Annotated in this window: 21 protein-coding genes; 13 read left to right on the forward strand and 8 right to left on the reverse strand. The window is 68.0% G+C overall.

Translation table 11 applies throughout. From position 1 onward, the window contains the following. Window positions 1-316: 316 nt before the first annotated feature. From BMX97_RS20835 to BMX97_RS20845, 3 genes are all read left to right on the forward strand, one after another. A complete protein-coding gene (locus BMX97_RS20835; RefSeq protein WP_091753191.1) occupies window positions 317-967 on the forward strand; it encodes a hypothetical protein in 651 nt (216 codons plus the stop codon). A gap of 289 nt (window positions 968-1256) precedes the next feature. Then, window positions 1257-3008: a L,D-transpeptidase family protein gene (locus BMX97_RS20840; protein WP_091753192.1), complete on the forward strand. Its 1752-nt coding sequence runs from the start codon at window positions 1257-1259 to the stop codon at window positions 3006-3008. Between the two features lie 189 nt (window positions 3009-3197). Further along, entirely contained in the window at window positions 3198-4592 is a 1395-nt protein-coding gene (locus BMX97_RS20845) for a TadE/TadG family type IV pilus assembly protein (RefSeq protein ID WP_091753231.1), read from the forward strand. 241 nt (window positions 4593-4833) lie between these two features. Here BMX97_RS20845 and BMX97_RS20850 read toward each other — a convergent pair whose 3' ends face one another. After that, complete coding sequence (locus BMX97_RS20850) at window positions 4834-5880, reverse strand: YeiH family protein (RefSeq protein ID WP_060848211.1); 1047 nt, start codon at window positions 5878-5880, stop codon at window positions 4834-4836. A 66-nt stretch (window positions 5881-5946) separates the two neighbouring features. Beyond that, complete coding sequence (locus tag BMX97_RS20855) at window positions 5947-6267, reverse strand: PetM family of cytochrome b6f complex subunit 7 (protein ID WP_091753193.1); 321 nt, start codon at window positions 6265-6267, stop codon at window positions 5947-5949. A gap of 211 nt (window positions 6268-6478) precedes the next feature. Between BMX97_RS20855 and BMX97_RS20860 the strand changes: the two genes are divergently transcribed. Continuing rightward, on the forward strand, window positions 6479-7174 hold the full coding sequence (locus tag BMX97_RS20860; protein WP_091753194.1) for an HAD family hydrolase: 696 nt from the start codon (window positions 6479-6481) through the stop codon (window positions 7172-7174). A 124-nt stretch (window positions 7175-7298) separates the two neighbouring features. Next, a complete protein-coding gene (msuE, locus tag BMX97_RS20865; RefSeq protein ID WP_091753195.1) occupies window positions 7299-7874 on the forward strand; it encodes an FMN reductase in 576 nt (191 codons plus the stop codon). Window positions 7875-7994: 120 nt separating this feature from the next. Here msuE and BMX97_RS20870 read toward each other — a convergent pair whose 3' ends face one another. From BMX97_RS20870 to BMX97_RS20880, 3 genes are all read right to left on the reverse strand, one after another. Next, a complete protein-coding gene (locus BMX97_RS20870; RefSeq protein ID WP_091753196.1) occupies window positions 7995-8390 on the reverse strand; it encodes a type II toxin-antitoxin system death-on-curing family toxin in 396 nt (131 codons plus the stop codon). Then, window positions 8380-9063: a hypothetical protein gene (locus BMX97_RS20875; protein ID WP_091753197.1), complete on the reverse strand. Its 684-nt coding sequence runs from the start codon at window positions 9061-9063 to the stop codon at window positions 8380-8382. Before BMX97_RS20875 ends, BMX97_RS20870 begins: the two co-directional genes overlap by 11 nt. A 329-nt stretch (window positions 9064-9392) precedes the next feature. Continuing rightward, window positions 9393-10421 carry a gamma carbonic anhydrase family protein gene (locus BMX97_RS20880; RefSeq protein ID WP_091753198.1) on the reverse strand — a complete coding sequence of 343 codons (1029 nt, stop codon included), beginning with the start codon at window positions 10419-10421 and terminating at the stop codon, window positions 9393-9395. 159 nt (window positions 10422-10580) lie between these two features. Here BMX97_RS20880 and BMX97_RS20885 point away from each other — a divergent pair, with 159 nt between their 5' ends. The 3 genes from BMX97_RS20885 to BMX97_RS20895 all read left to right on the forward strand — a co-directional run bounded on the left by BMX97_RS20885 (window position 10581) and on the right by BMX97_RS20895 (window position 12913). After that, the gene (locus tag BMX97_RS20885) at window positions 10581-11036 is read left to right on the forward strand and encodes a molybdenum cofactor biosynthesis protein MoaE (RefSeq protein WP_091753199.1); all 456 of its coding nucleotides are present in this window, start codon (window positions 10581-10583) and stop codon (window positions 11034-11036) included. 208 nt (window positions 11037-11244) lie between these two features. Beyond that, complete coding sequence (locus BMX97_RS20890; RefSeq protein WP_091753200.1) at window positions 11245-11667, forward strand: hypothetical protein; 423 nt, start codon at window positions 11245-11247, stop codon at window positions 11665-11667. An 88-nt stretch (window positions 11668-11755) separates the two neighbouring features. Then, complete coding sequence (locus BMX97_RS20895) at window positions 11756-12913, forward strand: AI-2E family transporter (protein ID WP_091753232.1); 1158 nt, start codon at window positions 11756-11758, stop codon at window positions 12911-12913. A 253-nt stretch (window positions 12914-13166) separates the two neighbouring features. Here the strand turns inward: BMX97_RS20895 and gshB are convergent, their stop codons facing one another. Both gshB and BMX97_RS20905 read right to left on the reverse strand, forming a co-directional pair. Beyond that, window positions 13167-14123: a glutathione synthase gene (gshB, locus tag BMX97_RS20900; protein ID WP_091753201.1), complete on the reverse strand. Its 957-nt coding sequence runs from the start codon at window positions 14121-14123 to the stop codon at window positions 13167-13169. Between the two features lie 211 nt (window positions 14124-14334). Next, on the reverse strand, window positions 14335-14901 hold the full coding sequence (locus BMX97_RS20905) for a YcgN family cysteine cluster protein (protein ID WP_091753202.1): 567 nt from the start codon (window positions 14899-14901) through the stop codon (window positions 14335-14337). Window positions 14902-15157: 256 nt separating this feature from the next. On the opposite strand from BMX97_RS20905, the gene BMX97_RS20910 reads away from it, so the two are divergent. The 3 genes from BMX97_RS20910 to BMX97_RS32230 all read left to right on the forward strand — a co-directional run bounded on the left by BMX97_RS20910 (window position 15158) and on the right by BMX97_RS32230 (window position 20231). Continuing rightward, a complete protein-coding gene (locus BMX97_RS20910) occupies window positions 15158-17371 on the forward strand; it encodes a transglycosylase domain-containing protein (RefSeq protein ID WP_091753203.1) in 2214 nt (737 codons plus the stop codon). A 519-nt stretch (window positions 17372-17890) separates the two neighbouring features. Continuing rightward, entirely contained in the window at window positions 17891-18910 is a 1020-nt protein-coding gene (locus tag BMX97_RS20915; protein WP_177202295.1) for a glycosyltransferase family 61 protein, read from the forward strand. 310 nt (window positions 18911-19220) lie between these two features. Next, the gene (locus BMX97_RS32230) at window positions 19221-20231 is read left to right on the forward strand and encodes an O-fucosyltransferase family protein (RefSeq protein WP_143074667.1); all 1011 of its coding nucleotides are present in this window, start codon (window positions 19221-19223) and stop codon (window positions 20229-20231) included. Between the two features lie 218 nt (window positions 20232-20449). Here the strand turns inward: BMX97_RS32230 and BMX97_RS32235 are convergent, their stop codons facing one another. Next, complete coding sequence (locus tag BMX97_RS32235) at window positions 20450-21046, reverse strand: acyltransferase (RefSeq protein WP_143074668.1); 597 nt, start codon at window positions 21044-21046, stop codon at window positions 20450-20452. Between the two features lie 183 nt (window positions 21047-21229). Between BMX97_RS32235 and BMX97_RS20925 the strand changes: the two genes are divergently transcribed. Then, window positions 21230-21985, forward strand: a complete 756-nt coding sequence (locus BMX97_RS20925; protein ID WP_091753206.1) for a DUF1214 domain-containing protein — start codon at window positions 21230-21232, stop codon at window positions 21983-21985. Continuing rightward, complete coding sequence (locus BMX97_RS20930; protein WP_060848224.1) at window positions 21982-22569, forward strand: DUF1254 domain-containing protein; 588 nt, start codon at window positions 21982-21984, stop codon at window positions 22567-22569. The genes BMX97_RS20925 and BMX97_RS20930 overlap by 4 nt, the downstream gene beginning before the upstream one ends. Window positions 22570-22621: the final 52 nt, after the last annotated feature.

Genomic DNA, 22621 nt, shown 5'->3' on the forward strand with positions numbered 1-22621 from the left:
ATTCCCACCGGAAGCCAGCCGAAAGCAAATCCCGCGACGATCCAGGCGAGGATAATTCGAAATCTCCCTTATATGATATATTGTCGCTGCGTGCAGCAAATGTGATTTTTATTTATATTTGTAATAATCGATTTTTATTTGATGTTTTTTGTGTTTTAATTTGTAAATTTTAGAAATAAGCGCGAAATATATTTTTGTATACTTCACGATTGATCTTCTATCCCAGTGCAAAAAACGGTGCGCCAATATTGTTTTACTGAATAATTAATGATAATTGGATCATTCTCAGTGGACATATCCGGACTGCGAGTTTCCAATGCCTGCACTTCGCAACACTCTGATCGGCATCGCATTGGCCATCCTCGGCACGATCGTCACTGGGATCATCGGGTTCCTAAATACCGCGTCCCTGAGCGTCTCGTTCGACAAGCTGAAGGACTTCGATCCGCTCAACCTGTCTACCTACAAAGCCTTGGGAACATCTCTGAATTTCGACGTCCAGACCTCTGAGCCACTCGAATTCACGTCGTTCTACGTTGACGTCAACAACGGCAATCGGCTCGTTCGCAGAGCAAATATTGTCCTAAAAAATTTTAAAATCAATCATCGCGTCCAGGGATATTTTATTGCGGATGACGGAGTGAAATACAGTCTATCTGGCTACTACAACTCTGATCGCATGGTAATCAACCATCGCGGCCCGGCACGCGGCCTTGGCGTCTACGTCTTAGATGCGGTGCAGTTGCAAAAAATCCCGACGACGGTCTATGTCGGCTTCGCCATCATGGAAAACCAGATCCAAGATGGTGATAAGAATCCAGTTATGACGCAGTGTCCCTACGTCATGATCGATCCACAGGCACCCAACGAATTTCTCGCGACAGACAAGATAGAGGAACAGTTCCCGCTACTCAAGGCAAGCTGCACGGTCGTCGATGTCCCCGGCATGAAGGTGCGGACGCCCTAACCTTGGGTCATTCCCAAACCTCCCGCCGCGTTGGGAGGTTCGGAGGACGGCATCGCGTTCGATCGTTACCCAGGCTTCGATCATCTCCTTTCTCTTCGTTGCCCCCATCTTTCAATCGCCCCATGCCGCGACGAAGGTCGGTTCGCCGGTGACCGGAAGGCGGATCGCCGGACGCGGAAGCCCGCCTGCGGGCGGCCGGACGTTAAAGGGGAGGACATCGAGGCGGGTCGGCAGGCTTTTGGTAACCCTCGCGTGACCAAGCTGGGGGCGTCCTTGCCCGAGGCCGGTGATGGTATTGCGTGTTGCGTTTCCGTACCTGACGTCGGCGGCGGCCGTGGCCTGGATGCTCGGCACCGGCCTCGCGGCCGCCGTCGAGCCCGCGCCTCCGGTGCCGCCCGCCCCGGTGCCTGCCCCCGCGGCGCAAGCCGTCCAGGTCCAGGCCGCGCCCGTCCCGCCGGCCGCGATCGAGCCCGCGCGGCGCGAGACGACGACCGCACCCGAGCCCCCGCCCGGCGACGCGCCGCCGCTGCCGGTCGGCCCGATCAAGCCCGGCGCCGCCCCGAGGACGGGTGACGCGAGACCGGCGGACCCGAGACCGGCCGAGTCGCGCATCCCGGAGGGCAAGCCGGCCCCCAAAAAGGTCTCGCGCGAATTGCCGCCCCTCGTCGTGGCGCGGATGTCGCAGGACACCACCCCGACGCTCACCCCGGCGACCTTCCTCGACACCCTGCGGGCGGCGGAGCGCTACCAGGGCCTGGTCGAGGCCGGCGGCTGGCCGTCCCTGCCGGCCGACCTCGCGGTGAAGCCCGGCGAGCGCAACCCGGCGATCCCGCTTCTGCGCCGCCACCTCGTGATGACCGAGGACCTCGCGCCCGGCGGCCCGGAGGGCGACCAACTCGATCCCGGCCTCGTCGCGGCGCTCAAGCGCTACCAGGCGCGGCACAACCTGCCCGAGACCGGGCTCCTCGGCCGCCAGACGCTGGCCGCCCTCAACGTGCCGGCGAGCGTGCGCCAGCGCCAGCTCGCGGCCTCGGCCAACCGGCTGATCGGGTCGAGCTTCCCGTTCGGGGAGCGCTACGTCGCGGTCAACATCCCGTCGGCCGCCGTCGAGGCGGTCGATCACGGCAGCGTCGCGCGCCGCTACGTCGCGGTGGTGGGCAAGCCCGAGCGCGCCTCGCCGTCGGTCGAGACAAAGATCACCAACATCAACTTCAACCCGACCTGGACCGTGCCGGTGTCCCTCATCAAGAAGGACATCATCCCGCACATGCGCAAGGATCCAGGCTACCTCGCCAAGATGCACATCCGCATGCTCGACGGGCAGGGCCAGGAGGTGCAGCCGACCGCCGTCGACTGGTCGACCGAGCGGGCGGTGAACTACACGCTGCGCCAGGATCCGGGCTTCGACAACTCGCTCGGCCAGGTGCGGATCGACATGCCGAACCGGCACGCGGTCTACATGCACGACACGCCCTCGAAGGGGCTGTTCTCCCGCGACGTGCGCTTCCACTCCTCGGGCTGCGTGCGGGTTGCCGACGTGAAGGCGCTGGTCGGCTGGCTGCTCGAGGGCACGCCGGGCCCGAACGGCCCCGGCTCGACCTGGGGCCCGATGGAGATCGAGACCGGCATCGCCACGGGCGAGCGGCGCGACATCAAGCTCGCCAAGCCGATCCCCGTGACCTTCGTCTACCTCACCGGCTACGCCACCCCGGACGGCCGGGTGCATTTCCGCGACGACGTCTACGGCCTCGATACCGGCAAGCCGGCGGAGCCGGCGGTGACGGGTGCGATCGCCAAGCCGGTTCCCGGCAAGGCGGTCCCGAGCCCGGTCGGGTCCGGCAAGGCGGTGCCGGCCAAGCCTTCCGCGACCAAGCCTTCCACGACAAAACCTTCCGCGAACAAGCCGGCCGATGCGAAGCCGGCATCGGATGCCGCGCAGGCCGCACCGAAGCCCGCCGCCAAGGCGGTGCCGAGCCGGACGGTACCGGCCCCCAAGACCGGCCCGGACGCCGAGCGCCGGCCCGCGACACCGGCGACCTGATCCGCCGGAGGCCACGGGGCGTCATCGCAGTGCCGGGCCTGCCGCCCCCAGCATAATGATGCCAGGGATGGGTATCTTTCATCGTTCGTTATGATCTGTCGCGCCCAAGCTAACGTGTTAGCTTCCAGGTACCGCCGCAGGCATGGCCCCGACCCGAAAACCCCATTGCCGCGCGGCGGCGACCCGCCGATGACCCCGCGCCCCGGCAAGGACCCGGCGCGTGACCCGCACCCGCTCGCGCGCTTCGCCCGGGACCGCAGCGGGGCCTTCCTGATCGCCTTCGCGGTCGCCCTTCCGGTCCTGCTCGGGGCGGTGAGCGCCGCCGTCGAGTACAGCCGGCTCCTCTACCGCAAGGCGCAGCTGCAGAGCGCCGCCGATTCCGGGGTGCTGGCCGGCGCCAACATGCTCAAGCTCGCCAACGCCGACGACACGGCGGTGACGAGCATCACCCGGCAGGCGATCGAGGCGCAGGCGCGCACGCCGGCCGACCGCCGGAGCCTGATCGGGGCGGAGGTCGGCGACGGGCGCCGCTCGGTCTCGACGGTGGTCGAGGAGACGGTGCCGTCGCTCATGGGCAAGCTGCTCAGCCTGCCCTCGACCACGATCGTGGTCCGGGCGACCGCCCAGCTCGTCGGCTCGTTCCGGCTCTGCCTGCTCGCGCTCGACAATTCGGCCAAGGGCGCCCTCGACCTCGAGAAACGGGCGCAGGTCACCGCCGAGGGCTGCACGCTCTACTCGAACTCCAGGAGCGCGAGCGGCATCCAGGGCAAGGACAGCGCCACCGCCCGCGCGCTCTCGATCTGCTCGGCGGGAGGCTTCGACGGCTCGAAGGCCCTGTTCACGCCGGCGCCGATCACCGACTGCACGCCGATCGACGACCCCCTGAAGGACCGGCCGCTGCCGAGCCCCAGCTACGACTGCGTGATCCTGAGCCCGTCGGCCAATCCCGGCAAGAAGATGCCGCCGCCCGGCCCGATCAACATGGTGACGGGCGTCGTCACCCTCGATCCCGGCACCTATTGCGGCGGCCTTCGCGTCACCGAGACCGCGATCGTCACCCTGCGCCCCGGCACCTACGTGATGAAGGACGGGCCGCTGATCGTCGACAAGACCGCGAACCTGACCGGCCAGGGAGTGGCGTTCTACTTCACCGGCAGCAAGGGCGGGATGCTGTTCGACAAGGACACCACGGTGAGCCTCACGGCGCCGACGAGCGGGCTGATGGCGGGGCTCCTGATCGCCGAGAGCCGCACGGTCTTCGATCCGATCCCGGTGCCGATCGACACCTACATCACGCCCCCGCCCCCGCCGCCCCCGGGCGGCGCCAAGCCGATGCGCGAGTACCGCATCCTCAGCGACAACACCCGCACGATGCTGGGGACGATCTACCTGCCGGCGGGCCGGCTGATCGTCGACAGCAGCCGCCCGGTGGCCGACCAGTCGGCCTACACGGTGATCGTCGCCCGGCAGATCAACCTCTACGAAGGCCCGAACCTCCACCTCAACGCCAATTACGGCGCGACCTCGGTGCCGGTGCCCGACGGCGTGGGGCCTCGCGCGGGCGCGGCGACGCTGCGCAACTGATGCCCGGCCCGGCTCAGAGCCTGCTCGACCGATGCCATGGTCGTCGGGAGGACCTCTGATCCCATCGGCAACCTCGTCCTGAGGTGTCGGCCCATCGGAGATGGGCTGGCCTCGAAGGAGACCTCCAGTCGGCGCAGGGTTTCCTGGAGCCCTCCTTCGAGGTCAGTCGATCTTCGATCGACTGACGCCTCAGGATGAGGTCGAGAATGGGACAAGAGCTTCACTCAGCTCGAGCAGGCGCTCAGGAGATCCCGAGCCCCCGCACCAGCGTGATGCTGACGAGGAGCAGCACGGCGAGCGAGGCGACGACCGCCAGCGTCACCCGGCCGCCGACCCGGGCCACCACCCGCACGTCGACGCCGAGCCCGAGGGCCGCCATGGCGATCACCGTGAGGATGCCGGCGGTCCGGGTGAGCGGCGCGAGCGCAGCATCGGGCACGAGGCCCAGCGAGCGGGCGGCGGCAAGCCCGAGGAAGCCGAGGATGAACCACGGCACCAGCTTGAAGAAGCCGAGCTTCTTCCTCGCCCCGGCCGGCGCACCGGGCTCGTCGCGCAGGTGCGGGGCGACGAGGGACAGGCCGAGCACGACGGGTCCGAGCATCAGCACCCGCACGAGCTTGACCAGCGTGCCGACCTGGGTGCTGACGAGGCTCACCGGCACGGTGGCGGCCAGCACCTGGGGCACCGCGTAGACCGTGAGGCCGGCGAGCACGCCGTACTCGGTCGGGTTGGTGCCCAGCAGCGGGATCAGGAGCGGCAGGCCGAGCACGACCAGCACGCCGAGGATCGCCGTGAAGGCGATCGAGGAGGCGACGTCGTCGCCGCTCGCCCCGATCACCGGGGCGACCGCCGCGATGGCGGAGTTGCCGCAGATCGCGTTGCCGCAGGCGATCAGGATCGACATCCGGGCCGGCAGGCCGAGCAGCCGGCCGATGACGTAGCTGGCGACGAGCGCGATCACCACGGTGGCGACGATGCCGGTGAGCAGGGCCGGCCCCGAGGCGACGAGCGCCTTGAGGCTGATCGAGGCGCCGAGCAGCATCACGGCGACCTCCAGCAGCTGCTTGGCGCTGAAGGCGATGCCGATGCGCCAGCGCGGCCCCGGCTCCCACAGCGAGCGGATCGCGATGCCGGCGAGGATCGCGATCACCAGCGCCTCGACGTAGGGGTGGTGGACGAGGTGCTCCTCCGCCGCCTGGACCAGGCTCGCCGCCGCCGTGACGGCGACGCAGAGGGAGAGGCCGGGCAGGACCGCGATCGCGGTGCGCCCCATCGTGTCAGGCCGCATCGCCGGGCAAGCTCGCGCAGGAAGGTCTCTGGACGGACGGTCGTGGGGGAAGGGGTCGGCCCGCGGTCACGGGCGGAAACCCGTGCCGATGCCGGCCCGCGGCGGCTGGCCGAGCCAGAGCAGCGCCAAGCCGAGGACCAGGGCGACCGGCGCGGCCGGCGAGAGGGTGAAGGGCAGGCCCAGGAGCTTCCACAGGGCCGGCTGCCCGCCTTCCGCCATGGCCTGGAGGCTGGCGGCCCGGTCCTTCATCAGCGCGGAGGCGAAATCGCTGACCGAGGTGACCAGGACCGCGTTGTTGGCGATCGAGCGGGCGCCGTCATAGACGATCCCGACGAAGCCGGCGGCGAGAAGCAAGAGGCCGAGGCAACGGCAGAGGAAGCGGATCATCCAGGGCTCCGGACCGCGCCCCCCGGGACGCGCGGCACCTTGAGTAGTGAGAGGCCCTTGCCGGCGCAAGGATTTGCGGGGGCGGAGCAAGCGTGAGCGCGGCACCGTGGCGGGTTGATCCCACACGACCCGGCGTGCCACGGCCCCGGCGGACCGACGGCCAGAGAGATGGCCAAGGGAGCGGCCAGGGGAACGGCATGAGGGGAGCGGCATGAGCGGCAGGACGGGCGGGCGACCGGAACTGGTGATCTTCGATTGCGACGGCGTGCTGATCGACAGCGAGCCGATCAGCCTCGCGCGCCTGACCGAGAACCTGCAGCGCATCGGCGTGCCGATCGACCTCGCCACGGTGGCCCGGCGCTTCACCGGCACCAGCATGACCTCGATCATGGCCCACATCGCGACGGATTACGGCGTGCCGACGCCCGAGGGCTTCGTCGACGCGGTGCGGGCCGACACCCTGCGGGCCTTCGACGCCGAATTGCAGGCCATCGCCGGGGTCGCCGCGGTGCTGGAGACGATGCCGGACCGGCGCTGCGTCGCCTCGAGCAGCGATCCGCAGCGCCTGCGCCACGCGCTGACGCTCACCGGCCTCCTGCGGCACTTCGACGGGCACGTCTTCAGCGCCACCATGGTGTCGCGGGGCAAGCCTTTCCCGGACCTCTTCCTCTACGCCGCCGCGCAGATGGGGGTGGCGCCGGAGGCCTGCGTGGTGATCGAGGACAGCGTGCCGGGCGTCGCCGCGGCGCGGGCCGCCGGGATCCCGGCGCTCGGCTTCTGCGGCGGCGGCCACTGGTCGCACGACCGGGCCGGGGCGGATCTTCTGGCCGCCGGTGCCGTCCGGGTCTTCGACGAATTCGCCGACCTGCCCCATCTACTCGGGACGTGGGACCGCGTGTCCCGTTAAGGGACGGGGAGCCCTGGCACCGGTTTCGCATTGACCTCGCGCGCGCTCCCGGCACAGTCCGGGGCCGCCGCGACCGGTCCAGCGATCCGTTCCGGGAACCCGTCCTCGTCAACCGGAGCCCGCCGTGAGACCAGCCCGCATCGTCGCCTTCTCGGGCAACGTCCGCCGCCCGTCCCGGACCCGCGCGCTGGTGGAGGCGGTCACGGCCGAGCTCGGCCGGCAGCGCCCCATCGACCTCAAGGTCTACGACCTGGCCGAGATCGGCACGGGCCTCGGCGCCACCACCCGGCAGGCCCTGCCGCTGCCGATCGCCCACATGATCGAGGCGATGGAGGGCGCCGACGGGCTCGTCGTCGGCTCGCCGGTGCATAACGGCGCCTATTCGGGCCTGTTCAAGCACGTCATCGACTTCCTCGATCCCGCCGCCATCGCGGGCAAGCCGGTGGTGCTGACCGCGACCGGCGGCGGGCCGCGCCACGCCCTGATGGTCGAGCACGCCTTGCGCCCGCTCTTCGGCTTCTTCACCGCCCACGTCGCGCCGACGGCGGTCTATGCCGGCGAGGCCGAGATCGAGGACGGGATCGTCACCGACGCCCGGGTCGCCGAGCGGGTGGCCGCGGCCGCGGCCGAGCTCGGCCACCTCCTCGACGTGGCCGAGGCCGCCCGCCGGGCCGGATCGGGACGGGCGGCGGCACTCTGAAAATCGTTCGCCGACGCGATTACAGGTTCGGCGACAAAACCGATGCGGGATCGGGGATCCAAGCGGAGTTGTCCCGTGCAACTCTGCTCGTGGGCAGAGCGGGCCACCGTCCAACCGCGATCAGAACCGCACCCGCCGACGCAGCATGGCAACCAGTTCCATAGGGGCGGCTTGGCGGAGGATCACGGCTTCGCAGAGCCGACCGAGATCCTCGCCATCCACCACCGCGTACTCACCGCCGTTGCGTTCGATGAATTCCAAGGCGGCGAAGAACGCCGTGCGCTTGTTACCTTGTTGAAAACAGTGGTTCTGACCGACGCCTTCCAGAAGGCGCACAGCCAGCACGATGCGATCGTCTTCCCCCTCGTAGGCCCAGGCATTGAGGGGCCGCGCCGCGGCACTTTCCAGGCCGCCACGGTTCAGGACGTGGAAGGGCTCCGAGGTCTCGCTCAGGATTTCCCGATTGATCGCTTCGATTTCATCCGCTGTGATCCAAACAGGAGGATCAGCGGGCAAGGTAGGCAGCCGTCTTCGGGAACTGCTTCAACCGGCGCGCCGTCCGCTCTCTCACGCCCTCGATATCGGCCTCCCGCCGAAGGGCATTCTGCATGTATTCCGCCCTGTTGCCCTCTTCCGGCACTGAGGCAGATTCCAAAACTTGAGACGATATGAAGTCGTCGAGACGTTTCTTGACCTCCCCGATCCGGCCTAGAATTTTTTCATACGTATCTGCCCTAGCTTTCGCCATCTGCTCAACGCGCCTGATCTCTTTCCGCACGAACCGACCGGCATCAGGAGAGATCTGGCTGACTTTTTCTTCTGTCGAAAGGGCGTTACGGATATTCTCCCCGTCCATATCGGCGTAGATCTTGCGGCCTTCTTCGACCTCCTCTAGCTGAATAGCGAGATGAGCCGAAATATTTCGAAGCACCGCAAGGGACTGCGACCGACACGCGCCCTCAATCTGCCTCGGCATCTCGGACATACCGTGCAAGACGTGGGCGCGCCACGATATATAGCTCTCGATTATCGCGTCCGTTGAAGCGCGAACCTGCTCTCTTGCTTCATCGGTCGAGGTGCCGAAATTGAGCCTTGGCGCAAGAAACACGGTCGTCGCAGCTCGCGGCTTACTCGTGACTGCGTTCTGCGCAGCCTCGAAGGCCGACATATCGAAGGCGGGTAAGCCCATCGGGATCTCCTGACGGACGGAATGTAGGGCGCCGGCCGCTCATGACGCAATCCGGCGTCTCGCCTCCCCTCGTCGCCACCGCTTTCGCCGACCCGACGCCGCGATCCCGGACAGTCCTGGGGCCTCGCGTATCCGAGCGTCCGAACTCCGCCGACGATGCCATCCGGAGGCTGCCGAACACCCGCCGTCGGTCCCCGGGTAGGACGCATCGATGGCCGTCGGGCAACTCACGAGCGGCTCGGTCGGGCCTGACTGCGGACGCCTCCCTTCCGAAAGACGATTGCGACGGCATACCTCACCTGCGGCAGCCCATCAGGGACGGCTCGACCCTAACCCTCCCCGCCCGACCGCGCCTGGAGCCGGCGGAAGGTCCGGCCGTAGGCCGCGTAGCTCGCCACCGTCCGGGCCATCATGGCGCGGCGCTCCGAATCGAGGCGCGCGAGCTTCCGGGCCGGGCGCCCGCCCCAGAGCCAGCCGGAATCCAGCACCTGCCCGGGATCGGTGGCGCTGCCGGCTGCCAGCAGCACGTCGGCCTCCACCACCGTGCCGGGGCCGAGGCGCGCCCCCATGCCGACGAGGCAGTGCGGGCCGATGCGGCCGTCGCCGGCGCGCACGTTGTGGCCGAGCGTCGTGTCGTGCTCGATGACTAGGCCGTCGGCGCGGGTGTGGAGCGCGCAATTGTCCTGCACGTTGACGTTCGACCCGATCACGATCGGCCCGAGCCCGGCCTCCAGCCGGCAGGAGAAGAACACGCTCGCCCCCGGCGCCAGGGCGACCCGGCCGTGCAGCCGGGCGGTGCGGGCGACGAAGACGGCGGGATCGGCCGCGAAGGCCTCGCCCGGGCCCGGGGCCGGCTCGGCGGCGGCGGCCTCGCGCAGGCGCTCGGCCCGCTCCGCCAGCTCGCCGGGGGCGAGCGGCCGCACCGGCCGGGCCGGGCTGCCGGCGCAGACGAAGCCCGCCGGCAGGGTGGTGCGCGGAAACACCGTGCTGCCGGCCTCGAGCAGCACCCCGTCCTCGATCACGGACCCGTCGAGGACGACGCATTCCTCCGCGATCACGCAGTCGTCGCCGACCGTGCAGGCATGCACCACCACGTCGCGCCCGACCGTGACCCGGTCGCCGACGATGCACGGGTACATCTCGGCGGCGATGTGCAGGGTCGAGCGGGCGCCGAGCCAGAACCGGTCGCCCACCACCACGTCGTGGCCGTCGGCCCGGATCACCGATTCGTCGCCGAGCCAGGCCTGGGCGCCGAGGCTCGCCCGCCCGATCACCGCGCTGCCGCGGCCGCACCAGACCGGCCGGGCCGCGAAGGTCGGCTCGGTGTCGTCGTAGGGGAGGAGGAGGTCAGGGGTCACGGGGGCGATCCTCCGGCCGCACGAGGCCGGCCGTTCCTCGCCCAGGTCTACCCCCGCGCGGGCGCCGCGCACAGCCCGCCGCGCGCGGCCCGGGAGGCGTTCGTGCTAGAGAGCCCGGTGAAGATCTCTCCGCGCGGACCCGCCATGACCCGACCCGCCATGACCCCTCGCCTCTCGATCCAGCCCGAGCCCTTCGACGTCGCGGCGGAGATCGCCGCCCTCACCGCGGAGCTCGGCGGGCGGGCGGGCGCCATCGTCAGCTTCACCGGCCTGTGCCGCGACGAGGACGGACGGCTCGCCGCCCTCGAGCTCGAGCATTATCCCGGCATGGCCGAGGCCGAGATCGGCCGCGTGCTCGACGAGGCCACCCGGCGCTGGCCGCTCCAGGGCGCGGCGGCGATCCACCGCCACGGCCTGGTACGGCCGGGCGAGGGCATCGTGCTGGTGCTCGCCGCCTCCGCCCACCGCACCGCCGCCTTCGAGGCCGCGAGCTTCCTGATGGACTACCTCAAGACCCGCGCGCCGTTCTGGAAGCGCGAGCACCGGGCCGACGGCACCCTGGGCGGCTGGGTCGAGGCGATGGAGCACGACGCGGCGGCCGCCGCGCGCTGGTGAGCGCGGGCGCCCGCCCCGACCGTCGCGACGCGGGCCCCGCACGGATCGACATGACACCCTGCGCGCCGCACCGGCCCGGGCGGGCAAGCGCTCCTTCGTGGGCGAATCCACGAAAACGACAGCATTCGAATCGTGGGAAGCGGGGATTGCGGACAATTCGAGCGGTCGAACTGAGGATTCGCTGACCGGGCTCGGGCAAGCTCGTCCCATGATCCGCGACCACAGATCCTCCGACCCGCTGCCGTTCGATCCCTTCAGCGCGCGCAACCTCGCGATGGTCTGCGCGCTCGTCGGGCTCGTGACCCTCCTGATCTCCGAGCGGCCGACGCCCGGGGGCGTGCTGCTCGCCTGGGGCGGCCTCGTCGGCTGGGCCCTGCTGCGGGTCTTCGGGCGCGCGCCGCAGCCGGTCCGGAAGCGGCCCCGCCGCCGGCCGATGCCGGTCGTCGAGATCCTGGAGCCGGAGGAATGGGCGCCCCGCCGCCCGGCCCCGGCGCTGGCGCTGCCCAAGCCCATCGCCCTGCCCAAGGGGATGACGGCGCCCGAGCCGGCCGCCCCGGCGGAACCGGCCTGGCAGACCCCGGCGCATCCCGCCGTGCTCGCCGGCGTGCGGCGCCGGCGCGAGGAGGGTTAGGCAGCGGTACGACGGTCGCCGGATGGCCGCGCAAGGCTATGTGTGCCGGCAGGGCGGCCCGGTGCCGCCGGCCGGAAAGCTCCCCGACATGCCCGTTTCCCCCTCGCCGGATGCCCTCGCCCCGGGCGCCCCCCGCCCCGCCTGGACGAGCACCCGCTCGCTCGTCCTCGCCGGAATCGGGGTGGTGGCGTTCACGGCGGCGCTGCTGCTGGCCTGGCACTCGGCCGACACGCTGCTCCTGATCTTCGCCGGCATCCTGTTCGCGGTCTTCCTCGACGGGCTCACGCACTATCTCGGCCGCGTCGTGCCGCTCGGCCACGGGTTCCGGCTCGCGATCGTCAGCCTGCTCCTCACCGTCATGGTCCTCGGCATGGTCGGGCTCGGCGGCGCCACCGTGGCGGGGCAGGCCCAGCGCCTGGGGGAGACCTTGCGCGAGCAGTCCGGCACCGTGAAGTCCTGGCTCGACGCCCGCGGGGTCGACACCCGCTTCCTCGATTTCGGCAAGCTCAAGGACGCGGCCGCCCAGGGCGGCGGGGCGCAGGGCGGCACGGCCGAGGAGGAGCGCCCGAAGGGCCCGAGCCTGCCGAGCCCCGGCACGCTGCTCTCGGGTGCCGGCAGCGTGCTCGGCCAGGCCTCCACGGTGGCGCTGGCGGTGTTCGGCGCCATCGGCAACGTGTTCATCGTGGTCGTGCTCGGGCTGTTCGTGGCCGCCGAGCCGCGCACCTACCGCGACGGCTTCCTGCGCTTCGTGCCCTCGCGCCAGCGCACCCACGCGGCCTCCGTCGCCGACGACATCGGCATCACGCTGCGCCACTGGCTGTTCGGCCAGCTCGTCGTGATGGCGGCGATCTTCGTCTGCGTCTGGCTCGGGCTGACGCTGGTGGGCATCGACGGGTCCCTGATCCTCGGGCTCCAGGCCGGGCTGCTCTGCTTCATCCCGACCATCGGGGCGCTCGTCGCCGGCATCATCATCGTGCTCGCCTCCCTCGCCTCGGGGCTGAAGGGCGTGGTCGCCGGGATGGCCGTCTACCTCCTGGTGCAGACGCTCGAGAGCTACGTGCTGACGCCGTTCGTGCAGAAGCGGGCCCTCGACATCCCGCCCGCCACCCTGTTCGCCGGCCAGATCCTGCTCGGCGTGCTGTTCGGCCTCTGGGGCGTCGCCCTGGCGCTGCCGCTGATGGCGGTCGTGAAGGTGCTGCTCGACAGGCTCTACATCGAGGACACGCTGGGGGAGGATGCGGGCTAAGGCTCTCCCTTCGAGGGAGGCGCGACGGCCCGGGACGGACCCGGGGATCGTCCCATCCTGTCCTCCCACCTCATCCTGAGGTGTTGGTCGATCGAAGATCGACGAACCTCGAAGGAGGGCTCCAGCGATCTCGGAGACTTCCGGAGCCCCCTTCGAGATCAGCCCATCACTGACGGACCGACACCTCGGGATGAGGTCGCGGGTAGGATGAAAGCCGTCCTCCCGGTTGAACGGCCTCTCGGCTCCGGCGGCGTCAGGCGCTCTGCGGCTTCGTCACCTTGGCCTCGATCGCGTCCCAGACCGCGACCGCGAGGTCGGGGCCGCCGAGGCGCTTGATCGCCCGGATGCCGGTCGGCGAGGTGACGTTGATCTCGGTCAGGTTGCCGTCGATCACGTCGATGCCGACGAGGATCAGGCCGCGCCGGCGCAGCTCCGGGCCGATCGCCGCGCAGATCTCCCGCTCGCGCGGGGTGAGCGCCGTGGCCCCGCCGGTGCCGCCCCGCACCATGTTGGAGCGGATGTCGTTGGCCGCCGGCACCCGGTTGACGGCGCCGAGAGGCTCGCCGTCGACCAGGATGATGCGCTTGTCGCCCTCGGTGATGCGCGGCAGGAAGCGCTGCACCACCCAGGGCTCCCGGAAGGTGACCGAGAACAGGTCGAACATCGAGCCGAAATTCGGGTCGTCGGGCAGCACCCGCAGCACCGCGGCGCCGCCGTGGCCGTGCAGCGGCTTCATCACCACGGCGCCGTGCTCGGCCCGGAACGCCTCGATCTCCTGCTTGTCGCGGGTGATCAGGGTCGGGGGCATCAGCTCCGGATAGGCGGTGACGAACAGCTTCTCGGGGGCGTTGCGCACCTCGAACGGGTTGTTCACCACGAGCGTGTGCGGGTGGATCCGCTCCAGCATGTGCGTCGCCGTGATGTAGGCGAGGTCGAAGGGCGGGTCCTGGCGCATCAGCACCACGTCGACCTCGGCGAGATCGATCCGCTCCTGGGCGCCGAGATGGGCGTGGTCGCCCTCGACGTCCTGCACCCGCAGGGGCTCGGCCCGGGCGGTGACGCGCCCGTCGCGCATCGAGAGCCGGTCGGGGGTGTAGTGCAGCAGCGTGTGGCCGCGCCGCTGCGCCTCCAGCAGGAGCGAGAAGGTGGTGTCGCCGGCGATGCGGATCGCCTGGATCGGGTCCATCTGGACCGCGACGGTGAGGGCCATGTCGGGAGATCTCCGGTCGCCCGGGGTTATCGGGCGGCCCGCGCCCGATGGCAACGGCCGCGAAAGAAGGGAGGCCCCGCGCGAAGGTCGCGGCGGGGCCTCAAGTCGGGGAGGAAACGCCCATGAGCGTCGGCGGAAGGCCTCGCAAGTCGCGCGCCAACTCGCGCACAAGGGCGCGCCGACGCGCCGGATCGCGCCCCAGACCGGTCGGTCAGGCCCCGGCCTGCGGGTCCTGCCCCGGCCAGTCGACGATGCGGTCCGGCAGTTCCTCGGTCTCGAACTCCTCCTCGGTGCCGCTGACGCGGCCGCGGACCGAGATGCCGGCCTCGTGCACGGTGCGGCGGGTGCCGGAGACCAGCGGGTGCCACCAGGGCAGGTCGTGCCCGTCCCGCACCAGGCGGTAGCCGCAGGTCGGCGGCAGCCAGGTCAGGGTGCGCACCGCCTCGGGCGTCAGGCGCACGCAGTCCGGCACCTTCTTCTGGCGCCGGGGATAGTCGCGGCAGCGGCAGGTAGCGGCGTCGAGGAGCGTGCAGCCGATATCGGTGTAGTGGATCTCGGCCGTGTCCTCGTCCTCGAGCTTCAGGAGGCAGCAGCGGCCGCAGCCGTCGCACAGGCTCTCCCACTCCGCCGGGCTGAACGCCTCCAGGCTCTTCCCGCGCCAGAACGGCGTCTCGGCCTTGAGGGAGTTCTCGGCCTTGAGAGAGACGGGGGCAGGCTTGCCCGGACGAGAGGTGCCCGGACCAGGCGTGCCGGGAGGAGATTTGCGGGCGTCGGCCACGGGTGCTGGGCCTCGAAGGCGCCGGGAAACCGGGCGCGGATGCGGGACGAACGGACGGGAGACCCCTCCCCTGCCGCAGGCCGGCGTCGAGGGCAAGCGCGGCGGCGGGAGGCTGCGCAATCCTGCGACGTCGTGTCGGCGCATCCGTGCCCCATATAGTGCGGGCAGAGGAGCGATCCGCCTCTCTGCCGCCCCGGTCTCGCGCTAGAGTGCGGGGCTTGATAGACCCGACCGCGCGCCCACCCGAGGACCCGTCGTGCCCGAGAACCGGCCCACCAACCGGCTGACCCAGCTCCGGACCCGCCTGTCCCGCGGGGCCCTCGGCTTCGACGCCTGGCTGAACGACGCGCTCTTCAGCGGCAGCCGCTCGTTCGGCGAGGCCTATGGCCGCTACGCCGAGAAGATCCAGCGGCGCTTCCGGGTCACCGGCGTCAAGCGCCTCGTCCTCGACCTCGCCAGCGAGGGCGTGACCCTCGGGCTCGCCGGCGGCGTGGTGATGCTGACGCTCGCGCAGTCGGCCTTCAACCAGACCAGCGAGAACTGGCTCAAGGCGCCGGACCTCGCCGTGACCTTCCTCGACCGCTACGGCACCGAGGTCGGGCGGCGCGGCATCAAGCACGACGATTCGCTGCGCATCGACGAGTTTCCCGACATCCTGATCAAGGCGCTGATCTCGACCGAGGACCGGCGCTTCTACGAGCACTGGGGCATCGACCCGATCGGGACGCTCCGCGCCGTGACGGTGAACGCGCGCGGCGGCGGCCACGTCCAGGGCGGCTCCTCGCTGACCCAGCAGCTCGCCAAGAACCTCTTTCTGTCGAACGAGCGCTCGCTCGAGCGCAAGGTCAACGAGGCGTTCCTGGCGCTCTGGCTCGAATGCCACCTGACCAAGAACGAGATCCTGAAGCTCTACCTCGACCGCGCCTACATGGGCGGCGGCACCTTCGGGGCGGCGGCCGCGGCCGACTACTATTTCGGCAAGAACCTCAAGGACATCACCCTGCCGGAGGCGGCCATGCTGGCCGGCCTGTTCAAGGCGCCGACGAAATACGCGCCCCACGTCAACCTGCCGGCGGCCCGGGCCCGCGCGGCGGACGTGCTGCACAACATGGTCGAGGCCGGCTACCTGACGGAGGGCCAGATCCAGTCGGCCCTGCGCAACCCGGCGACGCCGGTGACGCGCTCGCGCGACATCAGCGCCGACTACTACCTCGACTGGGCCTTCAACGACATCAAGAAGCTCGTCGACGAGGGCAAGCTCAAGAAGGAGCGGGTGCTGGTCGTGAAGACCCCGCTCGACCTCGCGATCCAGAAGCGGGCCGACCAGGCGGTCGAGAACGTGCTGCGCCAGTTCGGCGACGCCTTCGACGTCGAGCAGGCGGCTTTGGTCACCATGGACCCGGACGGCGCCGTGCGGGCGATGGTCGGCGGGGCCGATTACGGCCAGAGCCAGTTCAACCGCGCCACCGACGCGCTGCGCCAGCCCGGCTCGTCGTACAAGCCCTACGTCTACGCCGCGGCGCTCGCCACCGGGCAGTGGCGGCCCGAGAGCAAGGTGGTCGACCGGCCGGTCTGCATCGGCAACTGGTGCCCGGCGAATTACGGCCGCTCGTTCGCCGGCACGGTGCCGCTCTGGGTCGCGGTGGCCAAATCGATCAACACCATCCCGGTGCAGTTCTCGATCGCCATGGGCAAGCAGCTCGGCGAGACCCACGACGCCCGCGCGGCCAAGCTCGGCCGGGCCAAGATCATCGAGTTGTCCCACAAGATGGGCATCACCTCGAACCTGGTCGATTCGGTCTCGCTGCCGATCGGCTCGGCCGAGGTGACGGTGATCGACCAGGCGGCCGGCTACTCGGTCTTCGCCAACGGCGGCAAGCGGGCCAAGCCCTACGCGGCGACCGAGATCCGCACCGGCGCCGGCGAGGTGATCTACCGCCACGACACCAGCGAGCCGGCGCCCGAGCAGGTGCTCTCGACGCGCGTCGTCGCCGACATGAACTTCATGCTGAACAAGGTCGTCGACGAGGGCACCGGCCGCAAGGCGGCGATCGAGGGCGTGCGCACCGCCGGGAAGTCCGGCACCACCAACGCCTACCGCGACGCATGGTTCGTCGGTTATACCGGCAACCTCGTCACTGCGGTCTGGTACGGCAACGACGACCATTCCTCGACCAAGAACATGACCGGCGGCTCGCTGCCGGCGATGACCTTCCACGAGGTGATGGCCCCGGCCCACCAGGGCATCGAACTCAAGCCCCTGCCGGGCTTCGAGTCCGACAAGGCCGCCGCCCGCGCAGCGCAAGGCCCCGCCCCGACCGCTCCACCCCCCGGCGCCCCGGCCGGCGCCCTCTCGCGCCGCTCCTTCGAGGTCCTGGGCGGGCTCGGCCAGCTGTTCCGCTCGGTCGAGAGCCCGCCGCCCGGGCGGGCGGCGTTCAACGCGGTGGGGGGGCAGGTCGGGGTGCCGTGAGGGATGGGCGGGTCGCTTCGGCCGTGCCGGCGCGACGCCGCCTTTCGGCGGAGACCGCATCGATCCCGCCGAACCCATCGATGCCGCAGGGGAGAAGCGTGGCGTCGCTCAATCCTTCGAACGGCACCTGCCGGGATCCGTTTCAGTCCGGGATGGGCGGTGGCCCGGCGACGCCCCGCTCGCCGATCGCCCTGGTTTCACCGCGTCATTCCGCAACGCCGTCCCGCGATCTCGCGGGATGGTGCCGGCGGCGACCGAACGGGCCTGCGGGGATGGACGATGGCCTCGGTTGAGCGGGGGCGACACGACGGCGGCGACGAGCCCTCACGCCGCCTTCGACTGGCCCGCGCAGGCCGCAAGGACACATCTCACCGCTGGACCGAAGGCGCCGAACCGCACCGTTGACATCGAAATCTTTCAAAGTTATTGCAATCTAGAATATGAATTATTGGTAAGCTAATGTCCCCTTCTTTGCTCACCAGACAAACCCATAACGACGCCGATACATGCGTTTTCGAGATGAGTTGCGTAAATTCGTATTATGCCTATCCGAACCTGCTTGAACTCGAAGCGATTCCGGAAAACGTGAAGGGAACGCTCGAATATTTGTGGCGACGCTCGGTCCACGAAGGTCGGAAAATCAGGATTCTACAGTTTTTTGATGTTTTCGTTGCGAAGGAAGGACTTGTCTTCGATCGCAATCTCAATCTGATTCCAGAAACGCGGACATATCATAGCGACGGCGAAGTCGCCGAAGGACTTGAGAAAGCCAGATCGTTCGCTCTGTCCGGGGGCGGTGCGTCGATCGATCGATGCATTCTGGGGAAGAGCCGGGGAGCAACCAATTACGGGCATTTCATTCTTGAGATGCTCCCCCGAGCGTGGATGGCTCGCAAGCACCTCCAAGTGGACGATTGGCCGGTCCTGATCCATCGTGCCTCGGCGGATCTCGTTCGAACCGCCTCGCAGGCCTTGAACGCCATTGGCGTGTCCGACGACAAGATCATTATTACAGGTGAAGAACCGACCTTCGTCAAACATTTGATCTTCGTTGACGGCTTAACGCAACATTCATACTATTTATCACCATTTGTTTTTCAATGCCTCGACGAAATATCAGCAAATATTCAAGCCGATTCGGACAAAAGGATTTATGCGAGTCGCGGAGCTCACTCGTCGCGCAACTTCCACGAGGAAAATGTCGCCGCGCGCAAGCTGATCGAGCTGGGATACAGCGAAAAATTCTCCGGCACTCTCGATTTTCAGTCGCAAATCAAGATGTTCAAAGGCGCGGAGCGCATCGTCGGAGTGATGGGGGCAGACCTCACGAACATCGCTTTCTGCCATCCTGGAACGACGATTTTCTGTTTCATGCCGAACACGGCATCCGAGGTGCTGTTCTGGATGATCGCCCAGGCACGGCGCCTCGATTATCGGGAAATCCGCTGCACGGAAGTCGGGCCCCAAACCGGCAGTCTGCCCTGGGACCGTTCGATCCAGATCGATCCGGACAGGCTCGCGAGGATCGTGTCCGCGTAGAGCATTGTCCGGCGAAGTGGATTTCGGTTCGTCGACAGCGGATGCGGCTAGATCGATGACCCGACGGCCTGTCGGGCGGAGTGGATACCCGCCCGACGAACGATGGTCCCGCGCAACCCGCGATGGAGTCTTCGGAGCGGTCGGCTCCGCCCGGTCGCCATCACCGCCACCGAACCAGACCGGTGCGCCGCCCACCGGCATGGGGCGGCGCGCGCATTGGTACCAAACTCGTCAACCATGGACGTCCATCGCCATCGGGGACATCGTCCCCTCGGGACCAGGTCCATGCCCCATCATCCACGAGTGAACCATGCCCGATATACGCTCCCTGATGCTCCGCGCAGAGCGAAAGCTGAGACCTGCAGCTTTCGGATACGACTACAACGACGGAGGATTGAGCAATCAGAAACTGGCTCTGCTCGGCCTCGTGCTCTCGGTCGACAAACAGAGCGAGCCGCGCAAACGCAGGATGTTTCTACCGGACCTCTACAGCAAACACCATGACGAGACGCGGTCGGCGCGCGTCCCGTTCGGCGATGTCTTTTTCGAAGACGTTTTTCGCGATTTCGCCCGACGCTGGAACATCGAGATCGTTGGTAGACCTCTCTTCTTCGACCAGGAACGGATCGCCCGTGGCGGATGGACCTATTTCGGCGAGGCGTCCTGCCATCTCGCCGATCTCTGCACCCATCGTCGGGAAACGATATTCGAGGACCTGTCGTCCGATTTCTTCAGGTCGCTGGTTCCCAAGATAAAATTCGATAAGTCTTTCATCGACGTTTGTAAATCAATATACATTGATAAAGATATAAATACAGTCGCGCAATTTAGAATTGAAGAAGATTGGCATGTTTTCTGCGTAAATCATCTTTCTCACACTTTGAAAGAGTCCGAAGATATTTATCTAGATCCCGAGGATATTTCCAAAAAAATACAAGCCAGCATCGATATGGGCCAGCCCAGCCTGTACGTAACTTGTGATGAGCGCTACTTAAGGCAATCAAAAGAAACGATCAGACAAAATGTCAAAGCGGCCAGCGGCATCGATATATTTTTTAAATCGGACGTGGGAGATCACGCCACACTCTCGGCGATGAATCAGCTGAATTCCTCGATTGTTGATTTTGAAATCGCGAAAATGGCGAAAATTTATGTCGGAAATTCGCGCAGCACATTCTCGAACACCTTGTCATTCGAACGATACTGCGCCAACTTCAACAAATCCGCTTCGGATTACATCTACAATGCGCCGGGAGGGACTTTGGGCCGTCGTCGCGATCTCGGTACGCGGGACACTCCGAGTGCCGTTCTGGCAGGATGAGCCGCGCACCCGGCGAGTTTTGGCTCATCGCTGCCGCCGAGTTCGCCCCGCTTTTGGTGCCCCGCGAAGGGTGACGTGTCGATGTCCGGGCGCCGGCCGGGACTGAATCGAGATCGCTCGATCGGGCCACCGGGCGCACACGAAACTCCGACGAGGGCGGGGCGCCATCCCCACCCGCCGAAAGCCTCACACGGGAGACTTGGCCCCAGCGCGGATCGTCAATGTTCCCACGTGACGCCCTCGCGGACCACCCTGGCCGGTGCGCCGATGATGAGGCTGTTGGGAGGGAAGTTCTGTTTCGAGACGAAGGACCCTCTCCCCACGATACTGTCCCGGCGGATATGGGCGCCGCCCCACAGCGAGACGCTGCCGGCGCTCCAGACGTGATCCTCCATGATCACGTCACCGGGCGGGTTGAGGCGCTCACCGGTCGCGACATCGATGATCTTGTGAACGTGCGACGTCGAGAAATTCGTGCCTTCGGCGATCAGGCAATTCTCGCCGATTTCGATTTTCGCGCTCTCGTGCATGTGGATGTGGGAATGGCCGTTGAAACCGGTTCGTGCGCCGATGCGAAGCGAGCCCGGGGCGATCAGCTGAATATTGACTCCGTTCAACACACACTGTTCACCAATGTAAACGTGATTATTTCCATGAACTTTCAAATGAATATGCGCGCAAGCAATTGGATTTTTTATGCTTAGAGCATTACTTATTCCAAGTATTTCGATCAATCCATTCCCTGATTCAAGCATTTGCTCCGATATGTCGATTTGATTTTGCCCCACATGCTCTTCGAAGATTCTGACCGGCATCGAGAGGTCCTTTGATGGGCGTAGGGATGCGATCTAGCGGGTTTCGCACCCGGGTGTCGATGCCGCTCCGGTGACGCCCGGCCCACCCGTCGATCATCCGGTCGTGGGCCATGGCCACAATCCGGAGTGCCGGACCAAAAACCCGTTCGGCCCCAGCCCGACCTGGGCTAGACACGCCCCACGATGCTGACCGAGAAAGTCCTCCCCCGGGAGTCCGGGCGCGCTGCGCCCTCCCCCCTCAGCCGGCCTGTGCCGAGGCTCCTGCGGGGAGCCGCACGGCTGCGCCGGATGGGAAACGTCGGGCTGGTGCTCTACGCGCTAGCCCTTGGCGCGGTCCTGGGCCTCGCCTCCGCCAACTGGGCGACGCGGGGGCGCTACCCGTTCGGGGGTGTCACGCTCAATGCCTGGACGGCCTGGCCGAAGATCGGCGCGCGCGACGCCGACCCCTACGTGCGGGCGATCCATGCCCGCACCGGCGAGGTGCCGCTGGCGCTCGGCGAGGGCCTGCTGCTCACCGCGCTCACCGACGATTCCGGGCGCCGGCTCGATCCGTCCTGCCGCTACCGCATCGCCGGGGCCACCCCGCCGTCCCGGGCCTGGACCCTGACGGTGGAGCGGCGCGGCCGGGCCAGGGCCGAGGCCACGACGGATGCCGCCAAGACCGAGGGGGCGAAGACCGAGGGTGCGAAGACCGAGGGGGCGGGGGATGCGGGGGCGCCGCGCACCGGGTTCACCTCCACGGAGGTGCTGCGCGACCGCGACGGCCGGTTCGCCGTGACCCTGGGCCCGGTCGTGCAGCCCGGCAACTGGCTGCCGATGCCGGCGGGCGAGGGCTCGATCCGGCTGGTCCTGCGCCTCTACGACACGCCGGTGGCGGCGAGCACGGGCGTGCTCGAACGCGAGGGCGTGCCCTCGATCACCCGGGAGGATTGCCCGTGACGCCGCTCGGCCGCTTCATCCTCGCCACCCTGTGCGGCCTCGTGCTGGCGGGGCTCGTCCACGTCGCGGCGGTGCTGGCGATCCCCTACCTCGCCACCGGGGACGCGCTGAGCCAGGCCCGCGCCACGCTCGCCAACGACACCTCGGTGCTGGTCCACGCCGTCGAGACCGGCGGCAAGGCCGAGGGCGCGCCGGCGGCGGGCTGGCTGCCGCGGCAGGACCCGGCGGTGGCGGTCGGCGTCTGCGCCTACGACCTCGACGACGGCCCGGTGCGGATCACCGCCGAGACCGGCCCGCTCCTCGAGACGATCGCGCTGCACGGCCGCAACGGCGCCTACTACGCAATCACCGACCAGGCGGCCCTGCGCGGCACCGTCGAGCTCGTGATCATGACCAAGCGCCAGTACGACGAGGCGCTGGCGAGCGCCGACGAGGACGAGCGCAACCGCGACATGCGGATCGTCGCCCCGAGCCGGGAGGGCTTCGTCAGCATCCGGGTGCTGGCCGCCCTGCCGAGCCAGCAGGCGCTCGCCAACGAGGCCGCCCGCTCGGTCTCCTGCACCATCGACGGGCCGGACGAGTAGCGGCACGAAAGCCTTCGACCCTCGCGTCGTCGCGCGAATCCGATCGTAGGCG

Origin of the sequence: Methylobacterium sp. ap11 (assembly GCF_900110515.1) — a bacterium.
Lineage (GTDB): Bacteria > Pseudomonadota > Alphaproteobacteria > Rhizobiales > Beijerinckiaceae > Methylobacterium > Methylobacterium ajmalii.

What these genes read in the sequence shown, in the direction of transcription:
- BMX97_RS20875 (WP_091753197.1), bottom strand. Translation starts at nt 9,063, where the DNA reads ATGGGCTTACCCGCCTTCGATATGTCGGCCTTCGAGGCTGCGCAGAAC.
- BMX97_RS32235 (WP_143074668.1), bottom strand. Translation starts at nt 21,046, where the DNA reads ATGCCGGTCAGAATCTTCGAAGAGCATGTGGGGCAAAATCAAATCGAC.
- BMX97_RS20895 (WP_091753232.1), top strand. Translation starts at nt 11,756, where the DNA reads ATGCCCGTTTCCCCCTCGCCGGATGCCCTCGCCCCGGGCGCCCCCCGC.
- BMX97_RS20845 (WP_091753231.1), top strand. Translation starts at nt 3,198, where the DNA reads ATGACCCCGCGCCCCGGCAAGGACCCGGCGCGTGACCCGCACCCGCTC.
- gshB (WP_091753201.1), bottom strand. Translation starts at nt 14,123, where the DNA reads ATGGCCCTCACCGTCGCGGTCCAGATGGACCCGATCCAGGCGATCCGC.
- BMX97_RS20855 (WP_091753193.1), bottom strand. Translation starts at nt 6,267, where the DNA reads ATGATCCGCTTCCTCTGCCGTTGCCTCGGCCTCTTGCTTCTCGCCGCC.
- BMX97_RS20915 (WP_177202295.1), top strand. Translation starts at nt 17,891, where the DNA reads ATGAGTTGCGTAAATTCGTATTATGCCTATCCGAACCTGCTTGAACTC.
- BMX97_RS20890 (WP_091753200.1), top strand. Translation starts at nt 11,245, where the DNA reads ATGATCCGCGACCACAGATCCTCCGACCCGCTGCCGTTCGATCCCTTC.
- BMX97_RS32230 (WP_143074667.1), top strand. Translation starts at nt 19,221, where the DNA reads ATGCCCGATATACGCTCCCTGATGCTCCGCGCAGAGCGAAAGCTGAGA.
- BMX97_RS20860 (WP_091753194.1), top strand. Translation starts at nt 6,479, where the DNA reads ATGAGCGGCAGGACGGGCGGGCGACCGGAACTGGTGATCTTCGATTGC.
- BMX97_RS20850 (WP_060848211.1), bottom strand. Translation starts at nt 5,880, where the DNA reads ATGCGGCCTGACACGATGGGGCGCACCGCGATCGCGGTCCTGCCCGGC.
- BMX97_RS20885 (WP_091753199.1), top strand. Translation starts at nt 10,581, where the DNA reads ATGACCCCTCGCCTCTCGATCCAGCCCGAGCCCTTCGACGTCGCGGCG.
- BMX97_RS20840 (WP_091753192.1), top strand. Translation starts at nt 1,257, where the DNA reads ATGGTATTGCGTGTTGCGTTTCCGTACCTGACGTCGGCGGCGGCCGTG.
- BMX97_RS20835 (WP_091753191.1), top strand. Translation starts at nt 317, where the DNA reads ATGCCTGCACTTCGCAACACTCTGATCGGCATCGCATTGGCCATCCTC.
- BMX97_RS20925 (WP_091753206.1), top strand. Translation starts at nt 21,230, where the DNA reads ATGCTGACCGAGAAAGTCCTCCCCCGGGAGTCCGGGCGCGCTGCGCCC.